The organism is Microbacterium sp. JB110, assembly GCF_003335195.1.
Classification (GTDB): Bacteria; Actinomycetota; Actinomycetes; order Actinomycetales; family Microbacteriaceae; genus Microbacterium.
Map to the genome: position 1 here is coordinate 718,217 of NZ_QPGM01000001.1, position 26,621 is coordinate 744,837.

Consider the following 26,621-nt stretch of genomic DNA (forward strand, 5'->3'; position numbering starts at 1 on the left):
TCAGAAGGGAGACGATCATGGGCTGGGCCAACCCGCCGATGCCGTGGCAGGAGATCGAACGCACACTCAGCGGACGTCCCGCCGCGCCGTCGGAGAGCACGCACCCCGAACCGGAGCGGGCGGCGCCGCAGGCGCCGCGCCCGAACCGCACCCGATACGCGGAGCTGCATGCGCATTCGTCGTATTCGTTCCTCGACGGCGCCAGCTCGCCCGAAGCGCTCGTCGCGGAGGCTCAGCGGCAGGAACTGGAGGCGCTCGCGATCACCGATCACGACGGCTTCTACGGACTCGTGCGCTTCGCGGAGGCTGCGGAGGGCACGGACGTCGGCACCGTGTTCGGCGCGGAGCTGTCGCTGTCGCTCACGACCGATCAGAAAGGTTCGGCCGACCCCGAGAGCGAGCACCTGCTGGTCCTCGCCCGCGGCACCGAGGGGTATCACCGACTCGCGGAGGCGATCACCAGCGCTCAGCTCCGCGGCGGAGAGAAGGGCCGCCCTCACTACGATCTCGATGAACTGGCAGTGCTCGGCCGCGGCCACTGGGCTGTGCTCACCGGGTGCCGCAAAGGTGCTGTCGGCCGTGCGCTCGCCGACCCCGTCTCACGCGGCGACGACGACCTCACGGCCGCCGAGCGCGCAGTGGGCGGGCTCGTCGACAGGTTCGGGCGCGACGACGTGTTCGTCGAGCTCACCAGGCACGGCGATCCGCTCGACGACCGCCGCCTCGACGCCCTCGCCTCACTTGCCGACCGTGCGCGCCTTCCCCTGCTCGCCACGAACAACGTCCACTACGCCGCCCCGGAGAAGGCGAGGCTCGCACGCGCCGTCGCCGCCATCCGCGCCACGCGCAGCATGGACGATCTCGACGGCTGGCTCCCCGCACACAACGCGGCCCATCTGCGCAGCGGCGACGAGATGGCGCGCCTGTTCGCCCGCTACCCCGGTGCCGTCGAGCGCACGGCCGATCTCGCCGCCGATCTCGCCTTCCCGCTCCGGCTGGGGCGCCCTCGGCTGCCCCGCACGGAGGTGCCGGAGGGACACACACCGATGTCGCACCTGCGCGACCTGGTGTGGCGCGCTGTGCCGCACCGCTATCCGCACCTCACCGACGATCAGCGCTCGCGCATCCGGCACGAGCTCGACGTCATCGAGAGCAAGGACTTCCCCGGGTACTTCCTCATCGTGCACGAGATCGTCGAGGAGGCGCGCCGCCGCGGCATCCTGTGCCAGGGTCGCGGCTCTGCCGCAGCCAGTGCCGTCTGCTACCTGCTGGGGATCACTGCGGTCGATGCGATCGCGTACGGGCTGCCGTTCGAACGGTTCCTGTCGGCGATGCGAGAGGAGGAGCCCGACATCGACGTCGATTTCGACAGCGACCGCCGCGAAGAGATCATCCAGTGGGTGTACGACCGCTATGGGCGCGATCGCGCCGCTCAGGTCGCGAACGTCATCCAGTACCGCCCCAAGAACGCCGTGCGCGACGTCGCGCGCGCCCTGGGCTACTCCCCCGGCCAGCAGGACGCGTTCTCACGCAGAGTGGAGCGTGCAGGCGCTCTCGGCTCCGAGGGGAACGACCTTCCGCCGCAGGTGGTCGAGTACGCCTCGGAGCTGATGAAGGCGCCTCGCCATCTCGGCATCCATTCCGGCGGCATGGTGCTCACCGATCGTCCCGTCGGCGAAGTGGTGCCGGTCGAGCACGCCAGAATGGAGAACCGCACGGTCATCCAGTGGGACAAGGATGACGCCGCGTGGATGGGGCTGGTGAAGTTCGATCTGCTCGGGCTGGGAATGCTCTCCGCGCTGCAGCACTCGTTCGATCTCATCCGGGGCGCCACGGGCGAGACGTGGCGGTTGGACGGCATCCCCCGTGAGGAGCCCGCCGTCTACGACATGCTCTGCCGCGCCGATGCGATCGGGGTGTTCCAGGTCGAGTCCCGCGCGCAGATGGGTCTGCTCCCCCGGTTGCAGCCGCGCAGCTTCTACGACCTCGCGATCCAGATCGCGCTGATCAGGCCCGGCCCCATCCAGGGCGGTGCCGTGCATCCGTTCGTGCGCCGCAAGATGGGGCGCGACCCGGTGACCTACCCTCATCCCGCCCTCGAGCCCGTGCTGCGCCGCACGCTCGGCATCCCCGTCTTCCAGGAGCAGCTGATGCAGATGGCGATGGTGATCGGCGACTGCACTGCAGAAGACGCCGACCTGCTGCGCCGTGCGATGGGATCCAAGCGCGGTCTCGAACGCATCGACCGGGTCAGGGACACGCTCTATGCGGGGATGGCCAGGCACGGCCTGAGCCAGGAGGCCAGCGACGCGATCTACGCGCAGATCCAGGCCTTCGCGAACTTCGGCTTCGCCGAGTCGCACTCGCTGTCGTTCGCGCTGCTCGTCTACGCCAGCAGCTGGATCAAGCTGCACTATCCCGCCGCCTTCCTCGCGGGCCTGCTGCGCGCCCAGCCGATGGGGTTCTACTCGGCGGCGACCCTCACTGCAGACGCGCGCCGCCACGGCGTCGAGGTGCTCCGCCCCGACATCAACCGCTCCGGCGCGCAGGAGGAGCTCGAGCAGGAGGCTCCGGATGCCCGGAGCGGGCCGATCGGGCAGCGTGCGCGTCCGGGAGGACGACCGTCCGCCGAATCGACGGGACGGAGCCCAGGCGACGCGGATCATGCGTCCAACACTCCGACAGGGCGGGACGCGTGCCTCACCGACCACGCGTTCGACGAACCGACGGCGTTCGACCCGAGCGCCGACGACGACTCGTCCGCGCACCGCCGTGACAGGCGGTTCGCGGTGCGCCTCGGGCTCGCAGGTGTGACCGGCGTCGGTCTGCGCACGGCGCGGCGCGTCGTGGCCTCGCGCGAGGAGGACGGGCCGTTCGCCTCGCAGCACGACCTGGTGCGGCGCACCGGCGTCTCGGAGAAGCAGCTGGAGTCGCTGGCGACGGCAGGGGCCTTCTCATCCATCGGGCACAGTGTGCGTGAGTCGCTGTGGGCTGCAGGGGCCGCTGCCCAGGATCGCCCGGAGTACCTGCCTGGCACTGTGCAGTCCGTGCAGCCTCCGCTGTTCGCAGACCCGACCAGCTACGAGCGGCTGGTGGGCGATCTGTGGGCCACGGGTGTGTCGACCGACGACCATCCGCTCGCCCACTTCCGGCCGGCGCTCGAGGCCCGCGGCGTGCTCTCCTCCGTGGGACTGCGCACGCACGAGACGGGCAGGAGGGTCGAGGTCGCCGGCCTCGTGACGCACAGGCAGCGGCCAGCGACGGCATCCGGGATCACGTTCCTCAACCTCGAGGATGAGTGCGGGCTCGTGAACGTGATCTGCTCCGCCGGGGCGTGGGCCAGGTACCGCACCGTCGTGCGCGACAGCCCGGCGCTGATCGCCCGAGGCATCCTGGAACGCTCGCCCGAGGGCGTGATCAACCTCACCGCCGACGCGTTCGAGCCCCTCCGCACCGGCACCCCGCACCGCTCCCGCGACTTCCGGTGACCCGCCCCCGCTGCCGAGATGCGCACGTTTCGCCGAGATGCGCACGTTTTCACGCCCTTTCGGACGAAAAGTGCGCATCTCGGCGGCCGCTGGCCGCGGTCAGAGACCGATCGAGTTGAAGACCTTGCCCGCCCTGGCGAGGATCGCCTCACGGGCGCCCTCCGCGAGACGGTCGAGTTCCGCCGCTCCGGCACCCGGAGCGAACTCGAGCCCGCGCCGCTCGGCGGCCGCGGCCAGCAACGTGTTCGTCAGCTGGGGGTTCAGCGGGAGAGCAGGGCCCTGCACGTTCGACGCGTACGCCGCGCCTCGACGCACCGTCTCGCCCCGTCCGGAGCCGAGCGCGAAGCTTCCGGATCCGGCGGTGAGCGTTCCGTAGGCCTCGGCGTCGTCGGAGAGCGTCCATTCAGAGGCATGGTCCTCGAAGCCGACGAGCCTGCCGTGCGACGCATCTGCCACGACGTACCCCACGCGGCGCTCGTGCGTGCGGTCGACGCGGAACGGAAACAGGCCGAGTCCTGGGAGCCGTTCGCCCTCGAGCGGTGCGACGCCGTCGCTGAGCAGCTCGGCGCCCCCGCCGACCGCGAGCAGCGGCGCGCCGGCGGCGATGAGAGCTTCGAGCCGCTCCGAACGCGCACGCAGGTCGTCGGCGACGAGTCGCATCGCCGACAGCGGACCGTTGCCGATCACGATGATGTCGACATCGTCGGGAAGCGTGTCGCCGCGGCCCACGACGACGTGCTCCGACGTGCGCCCCGCGCCGGAGCGCTCCCAGCGCGCCTGCAGGGCGCCGACGTTGCCGCGGTCGCCCGTGACGCCGAGTTCGACGGGGTACAGCTGCGCGATGCGCAGGTTCTCCGCACTCATCGTCGGGCCACCTCCTGGTCACCGTGGCCGAGAATCTTGCGGCCGATCATCATGAGCTCGTAGTTGACGAACCAGCTCTGCCGACCCCTCGACGTCGCCTCCAGCGAACGCATGTGTGCGACGGCCTTCTCCATGTCGGGCTCGACGAGGTCGATCGGGATGCCGGCGTGTTCGAGCCGGAGCGCGAGCTGGAACGCCTTCTCGCCCGTGACCACGTCGACGCGGTCGATCGAGGAGAGGTCGACGTCGTACAGCCACGAGACATCCGGGGTGCCTTCGTCGATCGCCATCAGCATCCGCTCAGGCGAGCCGCTGAGAGCGTCGATGTTGAGCTGCAGGCTCGGACCGTTCTTGAACATCACGAACTCGACCTGCTCATCATCGGTGCCCTCGCGCAGCGGGATGACCTCGCCGCGGCCGAAGGCCGGCGCCATCGTCGCGAAGCCGGCCGATGCGCGTTCCCCGCGGAACGCATCGCCGAGCACACGCGAGGCGACGGCGAGTGCAGCGGCCGCATCGGCCGCGTAGTGCATACCGGGGGCCGGGAGCGTGAAGCTCACCTCAGCACCGTCGACGACCGCCGTGACCGCTCGGCCGTCCGCACCCGTGACCTCGGCGAACGCCTCGTGGAAGACGGCGCTCTCGCCGCTGCGAGTGTCCTCCGCGTTGGCGAGGCCGTGCGCGGACGCTTCGACCAGAGCAGGGGCGACACCGAAGTACGACACCGGAGCCCTCATCGCGCCTTCGTCGATCTTCGACAGGTAGGCGTCGTCGCGGTTGATCACGACGTGACCGGACGCACGGCTCGACGCGTCGAGCATCATGTCGGCCACGCGCTCCGTCTCGTAGAAACGGTAGAGCTGATCGACCTGCACGTTCAGCGACAGGATCACGCTCGGCGCGAGCACGTCGGCCAGTTCGGCCGCGTATCCCTCGTCGACTTCGAGCACCGCGACATCGGCGCGCACTCTGCCGGTCGGCGTCGCATCGGCCAGAAGCGCGCTCGTCACGCCCTGGGGCAGATTCGCGCCCGTCGGGTTGGTGAACACGTTCAGCCCGTGCGCACGCAGGATCTCACTGATCATGTGCGTCGTCGTGGTCTTGCCGTTCGAGCCGAGCACGAACACGACGCCGTAGCCGAACTGATTCGCCAACGTCGACAGCAGCGACGGTGCGAGCTTGTTCGTCAGATACCCGGGGAGCGCCCCGCCTCCGCCGCGCAGACGCGTGGCGAAGCGGGCGAGCTTCCCGACGAGCACCGGGAAGATGTACCGCGGGCCCGCCGAGCGCGCCGCCGACGCGGGCTTGGGCTCACTCAAGGTAGTCACGCAACGACTGCGAGCGGCTCGGGTGCCGGAGCTTCGCCATCGTCTTGGACTCTATCTGCCTTATACGTTCACGTGTGACGCCGAACGTGTCGCCGATCTGGTCGAGGGTCTTCGGCTGTCCGTCGCCGAGGCCGAAGCGCATCCGGATGACGCCGGCCTCACGCTCCGAGAGCGAGTCGAGCAGGCTCTCCAGCTGGCGCTGCAGCATGGTGAAGCCCACGGCGTCGGCCGGGACGACCGCCTCGGTGTCCTCGATGAGGTCGCCGAACTCGCTGTCGCCGTCCTCGCCGAGCGGCGTCGAGAGGGAGATCGGCTCACGGCCGTACTTCTGCACCTCGACGACCTTCTCGGGGGTCATGTCCAGTTCCTTGGACAGCTCCTCCGGTGTGGGCTCGCGGCCCAGGTCCTGCAGCATCTGACGCTGCACGCGCGCCAGCTTGTTGATGACCTCGACCATGTGCACCGGGATGCGGATCGTGCGCGCCTGGTCGGCCATGGCGCGGGTGATCGCCTGACGGATCCACCACGTCGCGTAGGTCGAGAACTTGAAGCCCTTGGTGTAGTCGAACTTCTCGACGGCACGGATCAGGCCGAGGTTGCCCTCCTGGATCAGGTCGAGGAACTGCATGCCGCGACCCGTGTAGCGCTTGGCGAGCGACACCACGAGGCGCAGGTTCGCGCCCAGCAGGTGACTCTTCGCACGGCGACCGTCGCGCACGACCCACTGCAGGTCGAGACCGAGCTGGCCGGTCTTCTCCGTGGCGCTCAGCTTGGCCAGCTTGTCCTCGGCGAACAGTCCCGCCTCGATGCGCATGGCGAGATCCACCTCTTCCGCCGCGTTCAGCAGCGGAACCTTGCCGATCTGCTTGAGGTAGTCCTTGACAGGATCAGCAGTCGCACCCGTGATCTGGGTGGAGTAGACCGGGATCTCCTCTTCCTCGGCCTGCGAGATGACGATCGCGCCCGTGGGCAGCGGCTCGCTCTTCTCCTTCTGCTTGGACGCGTCGTCGCCGGCATCCTCGACGACCTCGATCGCCGAGGTGTCCGGGGCAGCCTCATCGGCATCAGCCTTGGGTGTCTTGCCGCCCTTGGCCGTCGTCTTCTTCGCTGTGGTCTTCTTGGCCGCTGGCTTCTCGGCCGCGGCACTGTTCTCTGCGGCGGGCATGCCTTCCGTCTCCTCGGCTGCCTCCGCCGCGGTTTCCACCGCTGCGGACTTGTTCGAAGCGCTCTTCTTCGCGTTCGAGCGCGGAGTCTTCGTTCCTGTCGTCACGTCTGGCCTTTCACCGACGGCGCATGCGCGTCGCCCCCGGGTGTTTCTGGGCAGGAGTAAGACCCATGTCAAGTCGCCGCGCTTGCGCGCCGGGTTGACAACGGGCCTGTCTTGTTAGTATCGCATAGCTCACCGCAAGATCGACAATCCTGGACTGAACCTCACCCGGACAAACGCTCGGAAGCGCTTGACTATTCCCTCGCGCGGCGCCGAACAGCGGCGGTGACGCCGTTGTCTCAGGACGACTTGTCGTCGTCTCCGGTAGGCCGAGACGCCAGATAGCGCTCGAGTTCTGCAGCGAGTTCGTCTGCGCTGGGCAGGGAGGATTCGTCGATGCCGCCGTCTGTGTGCTCGTCCGACAGCTCGCCCGCCATGAAGGCGTCGTGCCGCTCCTCCAGCCGATGGATCATCTGCCGGAGCTCCTCGTTCCCGGAGATCTGCTCTTCGACCTTCTGGATGTACGTTTCGTTCTCCTCACGCAGATCCGCCAGATCGAACACCAGCCCGGTCGCGGCCATGATCTTCTCCAGTGCCAGCGCGCTCGCCCCCGGAAACTCGGTGTCGGAGAGATAGTGCGGCACGAGCAGCACGAACCCTGTGGTCGGGTGGCCCGCCTCGATCATCCGGAGCTCGAGCAGGTGACCGATCGTGGCAGGCGCCTGCGTCTGCGGACGCCACACGGAGTGCTCCTCGACCAGATCGCCGCGTGTGCCGCTCACCGTCGCACCAAGCGACCTGGTGTGCGGAACGGGCATGGGAATCGCGTGCACCCAGGTCACGGAGGCGATGTCGAAGTCGTCGACGAAATCGCCGACGGCGTCGACGAACGCGTCCCAGCCGAAGTCGGGCTCGTACCCGGACAGGACGAGGAACGGCTGGCCGAGGGCATCGTGCGCCAGCGACAGCTCAAGTCGCGGCGGGCGGTACTCCGTGAGGTGATCCTGGTCGAACGTGATGACGGGGCGGCGCGCGCGGTAGTCGAGCAGCGAATCGTTCGAGAAGGTCACGAGCGGATGCGGATCGAGCTCATCGCGCGCGAAATCGACCAGGCCGGCCACCGTGCCGCCGGCGTCGGTGAAGCCGGTCATCAGAACGACGAGCGGCAGACGCCCCGGGACGACCGGGGAGTTGGCGACTCGCGTGTACAACGGACCGAAAGCGGGCATACCTCCATGGTACGAGGCCCCGCCGACACTGAGGCCTCGCTCATCGCAGATACGCCGACGGTGAACACGTTGCTCACCCCGGACAAGCCCGCGGTCCATAGGATGGACGCATGGCTCTTCCCGAAATCGCGGTCACCCACGTGCCCTTCTCCGCCCACGAAGCGGACGCCCTGATCCTCGCCGTTCCCTCTCTGAAGGACGCCGGCGACGAGCTCGACGAACTCCGACCAGCGCTCGATGCGATCGGCTTCACCGGCTCGAAGGGCGCGTACGCCAGAGTCCATGCCCCGGCCGTCACCGACAAGCCTCTCGCCGTCGTCGGCCTCGGCCCGGACGTCACCGTCGACATCGTGCGCGACGCGGTCGGCGCAGGCGCACGACAGCTGACCGGATTCGACCGGATCGCCGTCGCAGTCGCCGCCGATTCCGACGACGCATGGCGCGGTGCCGCCGAGGGCGCGCTGCTCGGCTCCTACGACTTCACCGCGTACAAGAGCGGCCGCAACGCGGCCACTGCCTCACCTCACGCCTCATCGATCCTGCTGCATGCTCCGGCTCACGTCGACGACGCCGACCTCGCGCAGGCGCGCGCCTACGGCGAGGCCGTCACGCTCGTGAAGGATCTCGTCTCCACACCAGCGGCCGACCAGACTCCCGCCCAGCTGGCCGAAGCGGCTGAGACGCACACTGCCGACCTGCCCATCACCGCGACGGTGTGGGACGAGGAAGCTCTGGCGACCGGCGGCTTCGGCGGCATCCTGGGCGTCGGCCGCGGTTCGGACAACCCGCCGCGACTGGTGCGCCTCGACTACGCACCGGCTGGCGCAGATCGCCACGTCGCACTCGTCGGCAAAGGCATCACGTTCGACACCGGAGGGCTCTCGCTGAAGCCGGCCGCATCGATGGTGGGCATGCAGGAGGACATGACGGGTGCCGCCGAGGTGCTCGCCGTCGTGCGCGCGGCTGCGCAGTTGGAGCTGCCTGTGCGCGTGACCGCATGGATGTGCATCGCCGAGAACATGCCGTCAGGCCGGGCCACGCGCCCCGGCGACGTGCTCACCATGGCCGACGGCACCACCGTCGAGGTGACCAATACCGATGCCGAGGGGCGCCTCGTCCTCGCCGACGGCCTTGTCGCGGCGACGAGGGAGACACCGGACGTCGTCGTCGACGTCGCAACGCTCACCGGAGCCATGCTGGTGGCCCTCGGCACACGCTTCACGGGCATCATGGGCGACGCCGAACCGGTCGACGCATTCCTGCAGTCAGCCGGCCGCACCGGCGAACTCGCCTGGGCGCTGCCGCTCCCCGACTACATCGAGGAGGAGCTGGACTCGCGCGTCGCCGACATGCAGAACGCGAACGTCGGCAGTCGCGCCGCCGGGTCTCTCTTCGCCGGACTGTTCCTGCGCCGCTTCGTCGGCAACGGCGCAGGCGAATCCGACGCGCCGCGCATCCCGTGGCTGCATCTCGACATCGCGGGCTCGGCGATGAGCGCATCCGGTTCGTACGGCTTCACAGGCAAGGGTCCGACAGGCGCCTCGACGCGCGCCCTGATCGACTTCGTCGCCGCCGGCGGCCGGGTCGCCTGAACGAGGGCGTGTCCGGTGAGCAGCCGATCAGGAAGAGGGAACTCGTGACAGAGCACGCATTCGACGTCGTCGTTCTCGGCGGCGGGTCGGGAGGCTACGCCACCGCCCTGCGTTCCGCCGAGCTCGGAAAGACGGTCGCACTGATCGAGGGCGACCGGCTCGGCGGCACCTGCCTGCATCGCGGATGCGTGCCGACGAAGGCTCTGCTGCACTCGGCAGAAGTCGCCGACGTCGTTCGCAGCGCCGCGTCCTCCGGCGTGCGGGCAGAGCTGTCAGGGATCGACGCAGGAGCGATGCGGGAATTCCGAGAGGGCATCGTTGCGGGCAAGCACCGCGGCCTGGTCGGCCTGATCAAGGCACGCGGGATCACCGTCGTCGACGGCTTCGGGACGCTGCTGGCTGACGGCTCGGTGCAGGTCGGCGAGGATGCGTACCGCGGCGGCGACGTCGTGGTCGCGACCGGGTCCCACAGCAGGCTCGTACCGGGCATCGAGCTCGGCGACCGCATTGTGACCAGTGAGGGCGCACTCGCGCTGGAGACCGTGCCCGACCGGGCGATCGTGCTCGGCGGCGGCGTGATCGGGGTCGAGTTCGCCAGCGCATGGCGTTCGCTCGGCGCCGAGGTCACGATCGTCGAGGGTCTCGACCGGCTCGTCCCGAGCGAGGACGAGGCGGTCAGCACAGCGCTCGAGCGTGCCTTCCGCAAACGCGGGATCGTCTCCAGGCTTGCGACGACCGTGTCCGGAGCCGAGGAGACCGAGAACGGCGTCGCCGTGCACCTCGGTGACGAGACGCTCGAGGCCGACGTCCTGCTCGTGGCGGTCGGGCGGGGACCTGTGACATCCGGATTCGGCTTGGATGAGGCGGGCGTCGCCCTCGACGGCGGGCTCGTCGTGGTCGACGAGCACTGCCGCACGTCCGTGCAGAATGTCTGGGCCGTCGGCGACGTGACGCGAGGCCCGCAGCTCGCCCACCGCGGATTCCAGCAGGGCATCCTCGCGGCCGAGGCGATCGCGGGCGAGTCCGTCACACCGATCGACGACCGCCACATCCCCCGCGTCACGTACTCGCATCCGGAGGTCGCCTCGGTCGGGGTGACCGAGGCGGAGGCGGCTGCCGAGTTCGGCGCGGACGGCATCGCGACGAACCGCTTCGACCTCGCAGGCAACGCACGAAGCGGGATCATCGGCACGGGCGGTTTCGTGAAGGTCGTGCGCCGTGTCGACGGGCCCGTCGTCGGCGTTCATCTGATCGGGGACCGCGTGGGCGAACTGATCACGGAGGGGCAGCTCGCCGTGGCGTGGGACGCTCATCCGGAGGATCTCGCCCCTCTTGTGCACGCCCATCCGACGCAGAGCGAGGCGCTCGGCGAGGCGTTCCTGGCGCTCGCCGGGAAGCCCCTGCATTCACTCTGACCGATTTCCCACTCCCCTGCCCCGCTTCGCGTTCGCCGCAACGGGCATGGGGATCTAAGCTAGACACGTCATCGACTTTTACGAAGGAGACTTCGACATGAGCACTTCTGTAGTCCTCCCCGCTCTCGGCGAGAGCGTCACTGAGGGCACCATCACCCGCTGGCTGAAGAATGTCGGCGATACGGTGCAGGAGGACGAGGCCCTGCTCGAGGTCTCGACCGACAAGGTGGACACCGAGGTGCCCTCGCCTGTGACCGGCGTCATCGAGGAACTCCTGTTCGGCGAGGACGACACCGTCGAGGTCGGCGCCGTACTGGCGAAGATCGGCGACGGCAGCGACGCTCCTGCGGAGCCGGCAGCGCCCGCGGCCGAGACGGCGGAGGCACCGGCAGCCGAGGCTCCGGCCGAAGAGGCTCCGGCACCTGCGGCTGAAGCTCCGGCACCTGCAGCTGAGACTCCCGCGGCATCCGGCGATGCGACCGACGTCGTGCTCCCGGAACTCGGCGAGTCCGTCACGGAGGGCACCATCACCCGCTGGCTGAAGAACGTCGGCGACGCCGTCGACGTCGACGAGCCCCTCCTCGAGATCTCCACCGACAAGGTCGACACCGAGGTCCCCTCGCCTGTCGCCGGGACCGTTCTCGAGCTCCTCGCCGGCGAAGACGACACGGTCGAGGTCGGTTCCGTTCTCGCTCGCGTCGGCTCCGGCGCCCCGGCGGCTGCTGAGGCCCCCGCAGCTGAGGCGCCTGCGCCTGCCGCCGAAGCTCCCGCGGCCGAGGCCCCCGCCCCCGCAGCCGAGGCCCCTGCACCTGCCGCCGAAGCTCCCGCTGCGGAGGCACCTGCCCCTGTAGCCGAGTCCCCTGCCGCACCTGCTCCCGCAGCCGAGGCCTCTGCCCCTGCGGCGACCACGCCCGCCCCGTCTGCTCCGTCGGCGAACGACAAGGTCTACGTCACGCCTCTGGTCCGCCGACTCGCCGCCCAACAGGGCGTCGATCTGACGACCGTTCAGGGCTCGGGCGTGGGCGGACGCATCCGCAAGGAGGACGTGCTCAAGGCGACATCCGCTCCGGCCGCATCCGCTGCGGCACCGGCCGCGGCGAAGCTCGAGGCCTCACCGCTGCGCGGCACGACTCAGCCGATGACGCGCCTGCGCAAGGTGCTCGCGAAGCGCGCCGTCGAGTCCATGACCTCCACGGCGCAGCTGACGACGGTCGTCGAGGTCGATGTGACCGCTGTCGCCGCACTCCGCTCCGGCGTCAAGGACGAGTTCCTCGCGAAGACCGGCAACAAGCTCTCGTTCATGCCGTTCTTCGCTCTCGCGGCTGCCGAGGCGCTCAAGGCGTACCCGATCATCAACTCGACGCTCGACGGCGAGAACATCGTGTACCCCGCAAGCGAGAACCTCTCCATCGCCGTCGACACGGAGCGCGGTCTGCTCACCCCGGTCGTGCGCGACGCCGGTGACAAGAACCTCGCACAGATCGCGGGCGACATCGCCGACCTCGCGGCCCGCACGCGCAACAACAAGCTGAAGCCCGACGAGCTCGCCGGCGGCACCTTCACGCTGACCAACACCGGTTCGCGCGGCGCGCTGTTCGACACGCCCGTCGTGTTCCTGCCGCAGTCGGCGATCCTCGGCACCGGCATCGTCTACAAGCGCCCGGGCGTCGTGTCCACGGACGCCGGCGAGGCCATCGGCATCAGGTCGTACGTGTACCTGGCGCTCTCCTACGACCACCGCACGATCGACGGCGCGGACGCGGCACGTTTCCTCTCCGCGATGAAGGCTCGGCTGGAGGCAGCGGAGTTCACTGCCGACCTCGGCATCTGACACCGTACGACCGCGAGGGCGGGAGGACCGAACGGTCCTCCCGCCCTCGCGCGTCATCCGGCCGCGTACACGTCGCGCAGCCTCCAGTGTCCGTCGTGCAGCGCGAGACTCAGGTAGTGCGCATCGGCGTCGGACTCGGCCCGCACGAGTGCCGCTCCGCCGTAGTCATCGACGAGCGCTATCGGCGCTTCCGCCAGTTCGTGCCACGGCGCACCGTCCGCCGTCAGGTTCGAGCCCGGTTCGATCGTGCCCTCGCACGTCGCGTCTCCGGCTTCCGCACAGTCGGACGCGCGACGCAGCAGACTGGCTGCGGCGTCGACCGGCATCGCCTGCACCTCCACGACGATCTCGTCCTCGCTTCCTGCCAGGGGCTCGTCCGTCTCGTTCCTGTTCTCGTCGCGCTGGGCGTCGTCACCTGAGTGCTGATCCTCCTGAGGGGCCGCATCGTCGTCCCCGTCCTCAGCCTGTTCTCCGCGCTCCTGGTCTTTCGGCCCGTCGCCGTCCGCGCCGGACTCGGCACGGACGGCTCCCTCATCCGCCGCCGCGGGCGGTTCTCCCTGTGGCCACAGCACGCCGGCGAGGACGACGGCGACTGCGGCGGCGCCGCCCGCGAGATACGCGGCGCGACGACCGCGGAGCGCTCGCGCCGCCGCATCCTTCGCCTGGGCGAGCACATCGGCGACCGCTTCTGCGATCCTCCCGTTCCAGAGGCTCTCGGCCAGCACCCTCGGGTCGACCGTCCACTCCCTGCTCGCCGAGCGCACGTCGCCTGCGGTAGGCGCAGCGGCCGCGTCGTCGTCGATGTCAGCGTCGAAGCTCAGCGGCTGCGGGGCGCACGCATCGAACAGATCAGCCTCGAGCTCCCGCACGTCACCTTCGAGCCGGGCGGGATCGTCGAAGGCGGCTACGGCACGATCAAGCAGGCGATGCACGACTCGGTCCGCTGTGTTCTCGGCCACAACGCGCAGCACAGCCGCAGCACCGTCGGCCGCTCCCCGCGCCGACCGGCTGTCGCCGGGCAGCGACGCCACGAACAGCGGTCGGCCGTCGACGTCCGCCCACCAACGACCTACCGGCCCCTGAGAGGCACCTCTCTGACCCCGCCGCGCCTCGGCCGCACCTCGCAGCAGGCTCACAGCGAGGGTGACCGCCTGCCCTCCTGTCAGGCGCCGCGCTGCCCAGTCCTCCGCGACACGATGCGGGCACCACGGCAACACGACGTCATGACCGTCGCGGCGGCGCACGACGTCGATCGGTGCGAACACATGCTGCCCTCGCAGCACCCATCCAGGCCACCCGTCCAATTGATCGGCGTCCATCAGTGCCACGGGCCCGTCCGGCCCCCGTGCCAGCACCCCGCGAACCGGCCCTTCCGAAGCCTCGATCGCCCGGATCACCCCGTACGCGCCAACCAACGGAGACTCGGGAGATCGCCGATCCCGAGTCGCTTCGTGCCGTCCTGCGTCCATATCTCCACATTCGGTGCTGCGCGCACGATGCGGAACACCTCGTCGGCGAATGTGGACGGAGAACGCTCGATTCCGCGCCTGTGGAGGAAGCGACGTAAACTGGAAGACATGGCAGAACGCGGCAGCAAAGCGGAGAAGCGTCCAGGCTTCTTCTCGCAGATCAAGGACCTCATCTCCTTCACGCGGAAGGACTACCCCTGGTTGCCGTATGCCCAGATCGGCGCGCTGGTCGTGGGTGCCGGAATCGGCGTGCTGCTCGCGTTCCTCTTCCAGCCGACTGTTCTCGGCTTCGTCATGTGGCCGCTGTTCGGCGTGATGCTGGGTCTGATCGCCGCGATGCTGCTGATGAACCGGCTCGCGACGACCGTCATGTACCGCCGCATCGACGGCACACCGGGTGCAGCTGGGCACGTCGTGTCGAACATGCTCGGCCGCAGCTGGCGCGCCGACGAGATGCCCGTCGGCGTCAACCCCAAGACCCAGGAGGCCGTGTACCGCGCTGTGGGCCGCGGCGGTATCGTGCTGGTCGGCGAGGGAGCACGCGGCCGTCTCAAGAAGCTGATGCGCGATGAGAACATGAAGGCCAAGCGCGCCGCCGCCGGCGTGCCGGTGCACACGTTCTACATCGGCCACGGCGAGGACGAGATCGAGATCAAGCACCTCGCCAAGCAGATCAAGGCGCTGCCGAAGAAGATCGACAAGGCCACGTTGAACGCCGTCGTCTCACGCCTCGAGTCGCTGTCGCAGTCGCTGAGCTCGCTGCCCATCCCCAAGGGTGTCGACCCGCTGAAGGCACGCGCGCCGCGCCCCAGGTGACCGCAGGAAGACGAAGGTCCGGATGAGCTCTCCCGCTCTCATCCGGACCTCTTCCGTGTCAGGGCGCGGCAGTCGCGTTCCCCGCGGGTTCAGCGGCGCAGCAGCATCGTTCCGGCTGCTTTGTCGTGCAGCCCTCGGTGGTCGTCGTCGGCCACAACGGCGGGGATGATGAGGAACAGCAGCGCCGTGCGGATCACGGGGCGCCACACTCCCGTCCATCCGCCGACTGCGCGCACCAGGTACATGCCCATGATGCGATGACCGGGGCTGCCGCCGATCGTCGGGATGAACAGGATCTGCATGGCCGCGAAGATGAGGTTCGTCGCCAGCGGCGAGTAGTCGAAGAACGCCAGCCCGATCAGTGCTGCGGACGCGAGGTCGATGATCAGAGCGGTCACGCGGCGCCCGAAGGTGGCGATGCTCCCCGACCCGCTCTGCGGCAGTCCGAGTCGTTCGCCTGGGTAGTCGGAATCCGCACGTGCTTCGCTCATCCGAACAGCCTACGAAACCCTTGCTCGTAACAAGCTCGAAACATTGAGGATATGACAGAGCAACGTGGAATCGCTAGGTTCTTACTGTCGTCTGCGAGGACGGCACCCCCGCAATCGGCGATTCTGGAGCCTCAATGTTCAACGATTCCTCCGAGGTGCTCACGTTCATCAAGGATGAGGACGTCAAGTTCCTCGACATCCGTTTCACGGATCTTCCGGGTGTGCAGCAGCACTTCAACATTCCTGCGTCGACGGTCGACGAAGACTTCTTCACGACAGGTCAGATGTTCGACGGATCGTCGATCCGCGGCTTCGCCAGCATCGACGAGAGCGACCTCCAGCTCATCCCGGATGTCACCACGGCATACCTCGACCCGTTCCGCGAGCACAAGACGCTCGTGATGGTGTTCGACATCTACAACCCGCGCAACGGCGAGATCTACTCGAAGGACCCGCGCCAGGTCGCCAAGAAGGCCGAGAAGTACCTCGCATCGACCGGCATCGCCGACACCGCCTTCTTCGCTCCTGAGGCGGAGTTCTACGTCTTCGACGACGTGCGCTACGAGGTCTCGCAGGGCAAGAGCTTCTACTCGGTCGACGCAGAAGAGGCCGCCTGGAACACCGGCCGCGAGGAAGAGGGCGGCAACCTCGGCAACAAGACGCCGTACAAGGGCGGCTACTTCCCCGTCTCCCCCGTCGACAAGCACGCCGACCTGCGCGACGACATCTCGATGCGCCTGATCGACGCAGGCCTCGAACTCGAGCGCGCGCACCACGAGGTGGGCACCGGCGGCCAGGCCGAGATCAACTACAAGTTCGACACGATGGTCCACGCAGCCGACGACATCCTGAAGTTCAAGTACATCGTGAAGAACACCGCTGAGGAGTGGGGCAAGTCGGCCACGTTCATGCCGAAGCCGATCTTCGGTGACAACGGCTCCGGTATGCACACGCACCAGTCGCTGTGGAAGGACGGCTCGCCGCTGTTCTACGACGAGCAGGGCTACGCGCAGCTCTCCGACGTCGCACGCTGGTACATCGGCGGCCTGCTGAAGCACGCCCCCGCGCTGCTCGCGTTCACGAACCCGACGATCAATTCGTACCACCGTCTGGTCAAAGGCTTCGAGGCGCCGATCAACCTGGTGTACTCGGCGGGCAACCGTTCAGCCGCGATCCGCATCCCGATCACGGGTTCGAACCCGAAGGCCAAGCGCATCGAGTTCCGCGCTCCCGACGCATCGGGCAACCCGTACTTCGCGTTCGCAGCACAGCTGATGGCCGGCATCGACGGCATCAAGAACCGCATCGAGCCGCACGAGCCGATCGACAAGGATCTCTACGAGCTCCCGCCGGAGGAGGCCAAGAGCATTCCGCAGGTGCCGACGACTCTCCCCGAGGTGCTCGAGTCGCTCCGCGAGGACCACGCGTTCCTGCTCGAGGGCGGCGTGTTCACCGAGGAGCTCATCGAGACCTGGATCGAGTACAAGCTCGAGGCCGAGGTGCTCCCGATGGCACAGCGCCCGCACCCGTTCGAGTTCGAGCTGTACTACGGCGTGTAGAAGCCGGCAGGATCCTCCAGATGGCCTGACTTCCGCGTAAAATCAAGGAGGTCAGGCCATCACTATGTCTGCAGGACAGCCCCTTCACAGCCCTCGGTTGTCTTTGAATTGTCTAGATGTGTGGATCACATCGATCGTCGGGGCGCTCGCCCTAATGGCCGCGGTCGTCTGGATCGGCGTGGCCATATCGGTCTGGCAGGATATGGTATTCCTCGCGGGCCTCGCCGCCGGCCTCGCGCCCTTCCTTCTCACGACCGTGTTCGTCTATCGGATCACCCAGCGACGCGCCGAGGCGCGCTGGGCCCAGGTGATGCGCCTGACGCTCCCCGATATCCTGCACCATCTCACCGACGAGGAGCGCAACGACCTCACCCGCGGAGACCTGGCACCCCGTGCTCTCCTCGCCCCGGAACCTGGCGCAGCCGCACCCGAATCGGCGCTCCGCGAGAGCGCGCGACCCAGCGGACGTGCTCACCGACTCAGCCACGTTCCTGGCATCGAGCGAAGAAAACGCGGTCCGACGACGGAGCTCGCGCTGCGGTTCCACCGCGTCCACGACGCGGCAGGCTGCCGCCGTCCAGCATTTTCACCAGACGGCCACGAAGAAAGTAACGGGTGCGCACGTAGTCGTCCACGTGAGACGGCGGGACGAACACCGACCGCGCCTGAAGGCGCGCGAGCCACGTCTTCCGCGTGAGCGGAGCGGCAGCACGCACAAGCCCAACGGTCGCCCAAGGCAGTCGCGTGCGCTTCGCTTGGGCGCTGATCACCGCGACTGCAGTCCGGGGCCTCCGACGGGTGGGGCGCCGGCGGTGGGACGGCGAGCACCACATTCATCGGGGCCGCGGTGCGCGAGGGTGGTGCTGCACATCGTGCTCCTCGTCATCGCGCTCGGAGCGGAGGCCGCGCCCTTCCCGAACGCCCTGTTCGAGATCGAAGACAGCGAGCGCTGCCTCTCCCGACGCGTCGTCGTCGCGAACCCGCGCCACGTCGAGTTCGGCGAGTACGCGGACATGGTCAGAAGATCGCGCACCAGGTACGTCGCAATCGACGTCTCCGTGCCCCTGCCGCCGATGGTGCTCTCGAGCTGTTCACCGGCAGCGCACTGCGACAGCGCACACCCCGCAGTACGACCCTTGCCCATCGGCTCTCGCTGGCCGCCGGCGTTCCACGGTGAATTCGTCCTGTACGCGCATCCCGAGACCGCGGGAACGGCGAGCGGGCTCTTCGACCCCGACCTCCTCGCGCGACTCTCCCGCAGCCAGCGGCGCTCCGAGGTCGAGCCCGGCCGGCGGCACGCGTCTCCTGCTCCTCGCCCGTCGACGCGTCGCTACGACGGATCCCGCGGCATGGCGGGACGTGCTCGCGCGTCGCGGACGCCGTGATCGGCCGGCTCGAGGCGCACGAGCGCCGCGAGCCGCCCGGTAGCGCGCGGCGCAGAGACCCGCCGCCCCGGCGGCGCGCCGCTCCGCCCGGATCGCCTCGCCCAGCACGAGGCCGCCCCTCCCGCGCCCCGTCGGAGACGGGCGCAAGAAGGGGCGACCTCGGCGGCGCGCTACCGCAGCGCGGACCCCGCGCGCGCCCGGAGCGCCTCACCAGCCGGGCTCCGACGCCGATCGCGGCGAGAGCGATCAGCCCCGCGGCGGCCCATGCCGTGCCCGACATGCCGGTCTCGCTGAGCATGCCGCCGTTCGACCCGTCGGCCGCCGCATCGCCGGAGCCCGCATCGCGCGCGCCGCCGGCCGCAGCCTGGTCGTCGCCCTGGTCGTCGCCTGAGCCCTGGCCGTCGTCGGAGCCCTGGTCGTCGCCGTCACCGGAGCCCTGGTCGCGTCGCCGTCACCGGAGCCCTGGTCGTCGTCGCCGTCACCGTTGTCGCCGTCGCCGTCCGAATCGCCGTCGCCGTCTCCGTCCGACCCGTCCGACACGGTGATCTCGAAGGTCGCTTCCGAGGGGGGAACGCATCGGGATCCGCGGGGACGAAGGACGCCAGGTAGGAGTGCCGGCCCTCGCCCGTCGGCCTGACCGGGATCTCCGCGACGCCGCCCGACAGCTCCGTGCGGCTCGACGCGGCGGCACGCGCCGAGGATCCCTCACGCTCGTCGACGACGACGATCCATCCCTCGGCCGTCGGCGTGACGGTGACCGTCGCGTTCGCGTCTCGCCGTCGGACGACGGCGTCGGACGACAGCTCCACGTGGAGCGTCGTCTCGCGGGTTCAGAGGCGACGCCGTCGTCGGCGATCGCGAACAGGCGCAGTCGGTCCGCGTCGCCCCCGCTCGGCAGCGTCACGCTCTCGATCGTCCGCCCCTCGGCGCGCGAGTACGGCTCCGTCGCGTACACGTACGCGCCCTGCAGGTCGGTCGTCGCGTACCGCATCGGCATCTTCGCGACCACGGAGTTGCCGTACACACCGGGTTGCCGTCCGCGTCCGGGATCACCCAGTCGCCGAGCTCGAGGGGGACGTCCTGCGTCGAGCCGTCGTCGAACGCGACGGTCGCCTCGGCCGCGCCCCGCCGTCGCGCGCGCGCGCCGACGAAGGAGATCGTCGTCGGGTCGAACGGCAGCCGGATCGTCTGCCCGTCCGGGCGCACCGCATCGGCGTATCCCGCCGGGCTGGCCGGCCACGTCGCCTCGAGCTCGCCGACCGAGAACGTGCTCCCCGGGCTCAGCGACACCTTCTCGAGCTCTTCGCGCGCGTAGCGTTGCCGCGCGGTGTCGAAGTCGGCCTCGCCGCGCGTCTCGGCGGTCGCCGTCGCGATCACGTTCATCGCGCGCGCGAACCCGCCTTCGTCCGTCAGCGCCACGGTCACCTGCTGCACGCGCTCGTACTCGCCGGCGGTCGCCGTGACGACGATCGGATAGTAGCCCTCGGCGACGTCGGCGCCGACCTCGATCGCGAACCGCCCCGTCGACGGCCCGTCCGCCGAGACGTCGATCGGTGCCGCATCGACCGCGATGCCCTCTTCCTCCGACGTCGCGGAGACGTCGATGGTCTCGAGATCGGTGTCGAACGCCTTGGCGACGATCTCCGCCGTCGCGCTCTCGCCCGCGCTCGCGTCGACACCCCGCGCCCGCGTGGACAGCGCGAAAACCGGTGCCGCCGTCGCCGAACGACGGGGGCGCCGACGACGCGGCGGTCGCCCAGGACGATCCGGGCTCCGCCGAGAGGTCGAGATCGACCACGCCGCCCGTGCTCAGCACCGACTCCGGCAGCGCGGCACTGTCCGACGCCTCCCCGTCGACCGACAGGCCGTCGATGTACCGCTCGCCGCTCGTCGCGCCGGGAGCGTTGATCGTCAGCGACCGGTCGCCGCTCAGCTCGATCCGCACGTGGTCGAACGTCGGCGTGTTCACGCGTGAGCAGGGGCGTGCCGGGCGTCGCGGGCACGAGGCCCATCGCGGCCCAGACGTACCAGCTCGACATCGCGCCGAGCGTCGCGTTGCCCGCGCGCCGTCGGGCTCCGCCGTGAACACAGCGACGTGCGCACCCGATCGACCGACGCCTGCGTCTTCCACGGCTGCCCGAGGTAGTTGTAGATCCACGGCACGAGGAAGTTCGGCTCGTTGCCCGCCCACAGGTACGGCTCGTTCGCGCCGGAGTTCAAGTGAGTCATGAACGTGTCCAGCCGCTCCGCGGTCGCCTCCGGCCGCCGAGCGCGGACGCCAGGCCGGTGATGTTCTGCGGCACCATCCAGAGGTACTGCTCCGCGTTGCCTCGTCCCAGCCGGGCTGCCCGAAGCCGGATCCCAGGTCGGACGCATCGAGGAACGACCCGTCGTCCGCGCGGGCGGCGATCGCGTTCTGCGCGGGGGTGCGAAGAGGTTCTGCCAGAAAGTTCGACGCGTCTGGAACCGTTCGACGACGTGTCTTCTCCGAGGGCGGCGGCGAGGCGCCCGATGGCGAAGTCGTCGATCGACCATTCGGCGCTGACCGAGCCGCCGACGATCTGATGGTCGCCCCGGAACGCCTCGACCTGCGGCGCGTACTCGCGCTCCGCGTAGATCTCGCGCCCGGCCGCTGCACGTAGCCGTCGAGGCCTCTCCCCCGTCATCCGCCGCCGCGACCATGAAGTCGAGCGCGGAGGCGCGGTCGAAGTCCGTGCCGCCGAACGCGTGGATCTGCGGAGATCAGCGCACTCACGCTGTCGCCGGTCATCTGGCCTGTCGCCGAGTTCGCGACGGGCCAGCGCGGGGGAGCCCGACTGCTCGGCGTCGAGCACAGAGCGACTGCGCCATGTCGGACGCGACGTCGGGGAACAGGATCGTCTGCAGCGGCGTGAGCGTGCGGTACGTGTCCCAGTCGGAGAAGTTCGCGTAGTGCGTGCGCCCTTCCTCCACGGAGCGGATCTCGCCGTCGAACCCGATGTAGCGCCCGTCCGACGTCGTTGAAGACGTTCGGGTGCAGCAGCGAGCGTACAGCGACGTGTAGAAGGTCTCGACGTCCTCGTCGGAGCCCTGCGAGAATCCGGACCTTCGAGAGCGCCTCGTTCCACCGCCTTCGCCGTCGGCGCGCACGTCGTCGAAGTCCCATCCGGAGCCTCCGCCGCCATGTTCGCCTCGGCTCCTTCGGTCGAGACGTACGAGACGGCCATCTTCGTCTGCAGCGTCGTGCCCTCGGGGAAGGAGAAGTACGCTCCGGCGCGGCGGCGAGGAGGCCTCGTCCGACCCCTGCTCGACGGCGTCGCCGTCCCAGGTGCCGTGATCGATGAAGTCCTGGTCGAAGCTCAGCCGGAAGTGGATCGTGTAGGTGTTGCCCTTGCCGCAGAAGTCGCCAGTCGTCCGGACCCCTCCACCGTGCGCGAATCGATGACGCGGAGGTCGGGCGGCGCTGTTGCGTTGATCGACCCGCCCGCGGGGTGTAGAGGTGCGCGGGCGAGCCGTCCGGGAAGCTGATGCGGCTGAGGCCGACGCGGTCCGTCGCCGTCAGCTCGCTGCGGATGCCGGAGTCGGGGAAGGTCACCGCGTAGTAGCCGGGCTCGCCGATCTCGTCGTCGTGCGTGTACCGCTGGGTCGTGTTCCAGGGGAGGATCCGACGTCGCCCGTGATCGGAGGAGGTCGGGAGGTCGCCGAACACGTAGCACCCGGCAGAGGCGTGGTTCATGCTGAACCCCTTCATCTGCTCGTTGTGGTACTGGTACCCGGCGTACGTGTCCTTCGTGTCCGGCGAGAACTGCGCCATGCCGAACGGCACGGCGGGGCGGGGAAGTTGTTGATCGAACCGACCACGTCTCCGCCGATGCCCGTGCCGTTGAGCGTGTCGACGTGGTCCGCGGGCGCAGCGACCCACTCGGGTTCCGCGGCGGCGGCCGGCAGGCCTCCCCCGGCGACCGCGCCGAAGACGAGCGCGGCGGTCACGGCGGCGGCGCCGAGCCGCGATCGTCGCGGCCCGCGGCGCGCTCCGGGTGTGAAGGGGACATCGATGCACCTCTCCTGTCAGTCGGATGGAATTCTGTCCGCGGGTTCTCATCGGCCCGCCTCCGTGCGGCGCCGACCCGCGCAGGCGCAGCGCGGCGCCGCGCGGCGAGAGCGACGAGCCCCGCGGCGAGGACGGCGAGGACGGCGAGGGAGACCCCGCCGCCGGTCACGGCCAGCGCGTCGTCCGAGGCATCGACCGCCGCGGCGGCGCCGTCGCCGGCGCCCTGGTCGTCGTCGGCCTGTCCGTCGCCGTCCTGGGCGTCGCCGTCCCGGCCGTCGTCGCCCTGACCGTCGTCGCCCTGACCACCGTCATCGCCGTCGTCGTCGTCCTGACCGTCGTCATCGGCATCGCCGTCGCCGTCGCCGTCGCCCTGATCGTCCCCGTCGTCTCCCGATCCGGGGGCCGCCTGCACCGTGATCCCGTCTTCGAGGGAGGCCGGGGAGAACAGCGTGCCGTCGGCCGGCACGAACTCGACGCGGTACCGGACGGCCTCGGCGGTCGCGGTGACGGAGAAGCCGGCGACGCCGTCCGTCATCGGCGCCGTGATCCGATCCGCGCCGTCGGCCGCGGCCGCCGCCCGTTCGTCGCCGTCCTCGGCGACCGTCACGACGATCTCGCCCTCGGCGGCCGACGGATCGGCGCGCACCGTCACGGCCACGTCGTCGCCCTCCGCGGGCTCCTCGTCCGAGGCCTCGGCCGCGAGCTCGGGCGTCACCGGGTTCGGGGTCTCGAAGGCGACCGTGAAGACGTGCATGTTCTGCGCTTCGGGGAGCGTGATCGACTCCAGCGTCTTCCCGTCCGGAACGGCGATGGGCGCGGTCGCGTAGAGGCCGCATCCGATGTTCTGCGGGTCTCCCGTGCCGTTCCCGCGCTGGCCGGCCTTCGCGACCACGACGTTGCCCTCCGCGGGATCGCCCGTGCACCAGTCGCTGAGCTCGACCTGCGTCTCGGACTGCGTCCCGTCGGTGTACTGCAGCGTCAGCGCGCCTCCGGCGTGGGGCGAGCCGTTGTTCGTGGCGCCGACGAGGCTCAGCGACGTCGACCGGCGGAACGCGTCGGGGACCTCGAGCTCCTGGCCGTCGGCCCGCACGTTGTCCGGCTCTCCCGCCTCGACGGCGGGGACGACGAACGTCGCGTCCGTGCCGGGCACGGCTCCTGCCGCACCCTGGACGAAGCCGAGGTCCGTGAGCGCGTCGCGCAGCAGGTAGGCGCCGCCTCCGTCGAAGTCGGCGTTGCCCTCCCTCGCGTCGCCGATGCCCACGTCGTCGAACGCGTCTGCGAGCCACGCGTCGTCGCCCACGGTGACGGACGTCGACAGCTCGATCTCCGTCCCCGCGTCGTCCGCGACCGTCACCGTCACCGGATAGGTTCCCGCGATGACCCCGGGGCGGACCGAGAGGGAGAGCGGGATGTCCTCGGAGACGGGGAATCCGTCGGAGTCGAGCGACCAGGACTCGCCGCCGGCGGATGCCACGACGTCGTCTCCGCCGTCGACGCGCACGGTGCCGCCGGCCTCGCCCTCCGCCTGCGCGAGCACCTCGACGGAGACCTCCGTCGACCCGCCCGCCTCGACCGCGGCATGCCCGGGCGAGACCCTGGCCGTGAGGCGGCTCGGGACCTCCCCCGCCGAAACGATCGCGTCGGGAGTGGATCCGTCCGCCGTCGCCCAGTCGGACGGCTCAGAGCCGACGTCGAACGTCAGCGTCCCCGCCCCGACGAGCTCGTCGCCCGTGAGGTGGCTGCGCTCCACGGCGCCGAGGCCGCTCGATGCGGTGACCGACTGCGTGTAGCGGTTCTCGTCGGTGAGGCCGGGCGCGCGGATGTGCAGCGCATCCGTGCCGAACCAGTCCTCGTCGAGGGCGATGTCGACGCTCTCGAACGCGGGCGTCGACAGGCCCCACACGTCCGTGCCCGGCACGATCGGGTAGGCGCCGACCGCCGAGAGCACGTACCAGGCCGACATCGTGCCGAGGTCGTCGTTGCCCGTGACGCCGGTGGGCCCGTCGGTGAACAGCGTCAGCGCGGCGCGGACGACGTCGGTCGTCTTCCACGGCTGGCCGGTCCACTGGTACAGGTACGGCGCGTGCAGATCCGGCTCGTTGTTCGGGTTGTAGGTGTGCTGGCCGTAGTACGAGTACGTGCCGTTGACCCACACGTCCCGCGCGGTGCCCTCGGGGTCCTCCTGGAGCTGCGCGAAGGCGAAGAACTCGTCGAGGCGCTCCTCGGTCGCGTCCGCGCCGCCGAGCATGTCGATGAGGCCCGGCACGTCCTGCGGCACGAGCCACTGGTACTGCACCGCGGTGCCCTCGTGGAATCCGGTCGCCTGGGCCGGGTCGGGGTCTCCGATGAAGAATCCGGAGCGGTCGCGGGCGCGGAAGCTCTCCGTCGTCCGGTCGAAGATCGCGCGGTAGTTCTCTCCCCTGACCGCGTACCGCTGCGCGTCGGCGTCGTGCCCGAGACCGGCCGCCATCGTCGAGAGCAGGGCGTCGGACAGCGCGTACTCGAGCGTCGCGGATCCGCCGTGGTGCAGGTCGTAGTCGCCCGGCCGACCGTTCTCCGACGGCTCGTGCGGCACGTAGCCGTCCTCGAGGTACACGTCGTTGCCCGCCCGCCCGTTCGCGACGGATGTCTCGTCCGGCTGATTGTCGGCGTTGTGCGCGAGCACGGCGTACGCGCGCTCCTCGTACCCTTCGAGCAGCCCCTGGTTCCAGGCGCTGACGAGGAAGGCAGTGCCGGGGTCTCCCGTCATGATGTTCGTCTCGACGGGGCCGTATCCCCACCGGGGCAGCCACCCGAGCTGCTCGCCCGCTGTGACGACCGAGATCGCCATGTCCCGGGACTCCTCGGGCGCGAGCAGGTACAGCAGCTGCTGCTGGGTCCGGTAGGTGTCCCACAGCGAGAAGTTCTGGTAGTACGTGAAGCCGTCCGCGCTGTGGACGTCGCCGTCCCAGCCGCGGTAGCGCCCGTCGACGTCCGTCCCCGTGTTCGGTGCGAGGAAGCTGCGGTACAGCGCCGAGTAGAAGACCCTCGCCTGCTCCTCGTCGGTCGTCGGGACCTGCACCGAGGCCAGCCGCTCCTGCCACGCGGCCGCCGCCGCATCGTGCGCGTCGTCGAACGCGGCAACCTCCGCGTCGTGGTTCGCCCTGGCGCCCTCCGCGTCCACGTAGCTGAGGGATGTGACGGCCTCGACGTCGCGATCCGTGGTCGCGTCGAACGTGACGTACGCCCCCGTGCGCTCGCCGTCCGCGCTGCGCGCGTCCGCGGAGACCTCGTCCCCGTCCCAGGTTCCCGACGAGGCGATGTCGCGGTCGAAGGTCGTGAGGGTGTGGACCGTGAAGGGCTGCGTGTCCTGGCAGAAGCCGCGCGACGTGATCGTCGTCTCGACCGTGCGGTCGTCCACGATGCGCACGGACGAGTCCGTGACCGAGTTCAGCGCCTGGCCCGCGTTGATCAGGACCGTCGCCTCCGACGTCTCCGGGAAGGTGTACCGCTGCACCGCGGTGTGCTCGGTCGCGGTCAGTTCGGCATCGATCGTGCCGGCCGGCGCCTGCAGACCGACGCGGTAGTACCCCGGAGCCGCGTCCTCGTCGTCGTGGGAGTAGCCGAGGGCGTAGTCCTCGTAGCGCGTCTCGTCGGGGACCCCCGTGGTCGGCAGCACCGGCATCAGGCCGCCCAGGCCGCATCCGACGCCGGAGAGGTGCACGAGGGAGAACCCGCGGATGCGCGAATTGCCGTAGTCGTAGCCGACGTTGTGCCCGTTGTCCGGCGAGAACTGCACCATGCCGAACGGCACGCTCGCGCCGGGGTACGTGTTCCCGTCGTCCTGCGTGCCGATGAAGGGGTTCACGTAGCCGGTGAGGTCTTCGGCCGCGGGGGCCGCCGTCGCGGGCGCCGCCGCGAGGGCGAGGGCGGCGACC

At 69.7% G+C, this 26,621-nt stretch carries 18 protein-coding genes and 3 pseudogenes; 7 read left to right on the forward strand and 14 right to left on the reverse strand.

The window, feature by feature from the left end:
* The first annotated feature begins 17 nt into the window (after positions 1 to 17).
* Positions 18 to 3,488, forward strand: a complete 3,471-nt coding sequence (locus tag CIK77_RS03345; protein WP_087054503.1) for an error-prone DNA polymerase — start codon at positions 18 to 20, stop codon at positions 3,486 to 3,488.
* A 99-nt stretch (positions 3,489 to 3,587) separates the two neighbouring features.
* Here the strand turns inward: CIK77_RS03345 and CIK77_RS03350 are convergent, their stop codons facing one another.
* From CIK77_RS03350 to CIK77_RS03365, 4 genes are all read right to left on the reverse strand, one after another.
* Positions 3,588 to 4,352 carry a type 1 glutamine amidotransferase gene (locus CIK77_RS03350; protein WP_087054502.1) on the reverse strand — a complete coding sequence of 255 codons (765 nt, stop codon included), beginning with the start codon at positions 4,350 to 4,352 and terminating at the stop codon, positions 3,588 to 3,590.
* Positions 4,349 to 5,671, reverse strand: a complete 1,323-nt coding sequence (locus tag CIK77_RS03355) for a MurT ligase domain-containing protein (RefSeq protein ID WP_087054501.1) — start codon at positions 5,669 to 5,671, stop codon at positions 4,349 to 4,351. Before CIK77_RS03355 ends, CIK77_RS03350 begins: the two co-directional genes overlap by 4 nt.
* Complete coding sequence (locus tag CIK77_RS03360; protein WP_087054500.1) at positions 5,664 to 6,950, reverse strand: RNA polymerase sigma factor; 1,287 nt, start codon at positions 6,948 to 6,950, stop codon at positions 5,664 to 5,666. Before CIK77_RS03360 ends, CIK77_RS03355 begins: the two co-directional genes overlap by 8 nt.
* A 236-nt stretch (positions 6,951 to 7,186) precedes the next feature.
* Entirely contained in the window at positions 7,187 to 8,116 is a 930-nt protein-coding gene (locus CIK77_RS03365) for a proteasome assembly chaperone family protein (RefSeq protein ID WP_087054499.1), read from the reverse strand.
* Between the two features lie 110 nt (positions 8,117 to 8,226).
* Between CIK77_RS03365 and CIK77_RS03370 the strand changes: the two genes are divergently transcribed.
* The 3 genes from CIK77_RS03370 to sucB all read left to right on the forward strand — a co-directional run bounded on the left by CIK77_RS03370 (position 8,227) and on the right by sucB (position 12,954).
* Positions 8,227 to 9,708: a leucyl aminopeptidase gene (locus CIK77_RS03370; RefSeq protein ID WP_087054498.1), complete on the forward strand. Its 1,482-nt coding sequence runs from the start codon at positions 8,227 to 8,229 to the stop codon at positions 9,706 to 9,708.
* 44 nt (positions 9,709 to 9,752) lie between these two features.
* Complete coding sequence (lpdA, locus tag CIK77_RS03375; RefSeq protein ID WP_114347197.1) at positions 9,753 to 11,123, forward strand: dihydrolipoyl dehydrogenase; 1,371 nt, start codon at positions 9,753 to 9,755, stop codon at positions 11,121 to 11,123.
* A gap of 97 nt (positions 11,124 to 11,220) precedes the next feature.
* The gene (gene sucB / locus CIK77_RS03380; protein ID WP_087054497.1) at positions 11,221 to 12,954 is read left to right on the forward strand and encodes a 2-oxoglutarate dehydrogenase, E2 component, dihydrolipoamide succinyltransferase; all 1,734 of its coding nucleotides are present in this window, start codon (positions 11,221 to 11,223) and stop codon (positions 12,952 to 12,954) included.
* Between the two features lie 53 nt (positions 12,955 to 13,007).
* Here the strand turns inward: sucB and CIK77_RS03385 are convergent, their stop codons facing one another.
* Entirely contained in the window at positions 13,008 to 14,282 is a 1,275-nt protein-coding gene (locus CIK77_RS03385; RefSeq protein ID WP_147271141.1) for a hypothetical protein, read from the reverse strand.
* A 249-nt stretch (positions 14,283 to 14,531) separates the two neighbouring features.
* Between CIK77_RS03385 and CIK77_RS03390 the strand changes: the two genes are divergently transcribed.
* Complete coding sequence (locus tag CIK77_RS03390; RefSeq protein WP_087054495.1) at positions 14,532 to 15,239, forward strand: DUF4191 family protein; 708 nt, start codon at positions 14,532 to 14,534, stop codon at positions 15,237 to 15,239.
* A gap of 89 nt (positions 15,240 to 15,328) precedes the next feature.
* Here CIK77_RS03390 and CIK77_RS03395 read toward each other — a convergent pair whose 3' ends face one another.
* Positions 15,329 to 15,730, reverse strand: coding sequence for an RDD family protein (locus tag CIK77_RS03395; protein WP_087054494.1), 402 nt, complete (start codon positions 15,728 to 15,730; stop codon positions 15,329 to 15,331).
* A 134-nt stretch (positions 15,731 to 15,864) separates the two neighbouring features.
* On the opposite strand from CIK77_RS03395, the gene glnA reads away from it, so the two are divergent.
* Positions 15,865 to 17,289 carry a type I glutamate--ammonia ligase gene (gene glnA / locus CIK77_RS03400; RefSeq protein WP_087054493.1) on the forward strand — a complete coding sequence of 475 codons (1,425 nt, stop codon included), beginning with the start codon at positions 15,865 to 15,867 and terminating at the stop codon, positions 17,287 to 17,289.
* 151 nt (positions 17,290 to 17,440) lie between these two features.
* On the opposite strand, the gene CIK77_RS17850 is transcribed toward glnA, so the two are convergent.
* Complete coding sequence (locus CIK77_RS17850) at positions 17,441 to 17,632, reverse strand: hypothetical protein (protein ID WP_212647465.1); 192 nt, start codon at positions 17,630 to 17,632, stop codon at positions 17,441 to 17,443.
* Between the two features lie 514 nt (positions 17,633 to 18,146).
* Here CIK77_RS17850 and CIK77_RS03410 point away from each other — a divergent pair.
* Positions 18,147 to 18,674, forward strand: coding sequence for a hypothetical protein (locus CIK77_RS03410; RefSeq protein ID WP_114347191.1), 528 nt, complete (start codon positions 18,147 to 18,149; stop codon positions 18,672 to 18,674).
* A gap of 246 nt (positions 18,675 to 18,920) precedes the next feature.
* Here CIK77_RS03410 and CIK77_RS03415 read toward each other — a convergent pair whose 3' ends face one another.
* From CIK77_RS03415 to CIK77_RS17855, 7 genes and pseudogenes are all read right to left on the reverse strand, one after another.
* On the reverse strand, positions 18,921 to 19,214 hold the full coding sequence (locus tag CIK77_RS03415; protein WP_114347192.1) for a hypothetical protein: 294 nt from the start codon (positions 19,212 to 19,214) through the stop codon (positions 18,921 to 18,923).
* Between the two features lie 360 nt (positions 19,215 to 19,574).
* A complete protein-coding gene (locus CIK77_RS18035; RefSeq protein ID WP_258861445.1) occupies positions 19,575 to 20,108 on the reverse strand; it encodes a hypothetical protein in 534 nt (177 codons plus the stop codon).
* A 403-nt stretch (positions 20,109 to 20,511) separates the two neighbouring features.
* Positions 20,512 to 20,643, reverse strand: a pseudogene (locus CIK77_RS18280) (hypothetical protein); the annotation flags it as partial.
* Positions 20,640 to 21,340: pseudogene (locus CIK77_RS17570) on the reverse strand (glycoside hydrolase domain-containing protein). The pseudogenes CIK77_RS17570 and CIK77_RS18280, both read right to left, overlap by 4 nt.
* Positions 21,341 to 21,440: 100 nt before the next feature.
* Positions 21,441 to 22,028, reverse strand: a complete 588-nt coding sequence (locus CIK77_RS17575; protein WP_114347193.1) for a glycoside hydrolase domain-containing protein — start codon at positions 22,026 to 22,028, stop codon at positions 21,441 to 21,443.
* A 118-nt stretch (positions 22,029 to 22,146) separates the two neighbouring features.
* A pseudogene (locus CIK77_RS18285) lies at positions 22,147 to 22,755 on the reverse strand (hypothetical protein); the annotation flags it as partial.
* The coding region (locus tag CIK77_RS17855) for a GH92 family glycosyl hydrolase (RefSeq protein ID WP_220224444.1) at positions 22,640 to 26,621 on the reverse strand (3,982 nt) is incomplete at its 5' end. The pseudogene CIK77_RS18285 and the gene CIK77_RS17855, both read right to left, overlap by 116 nt.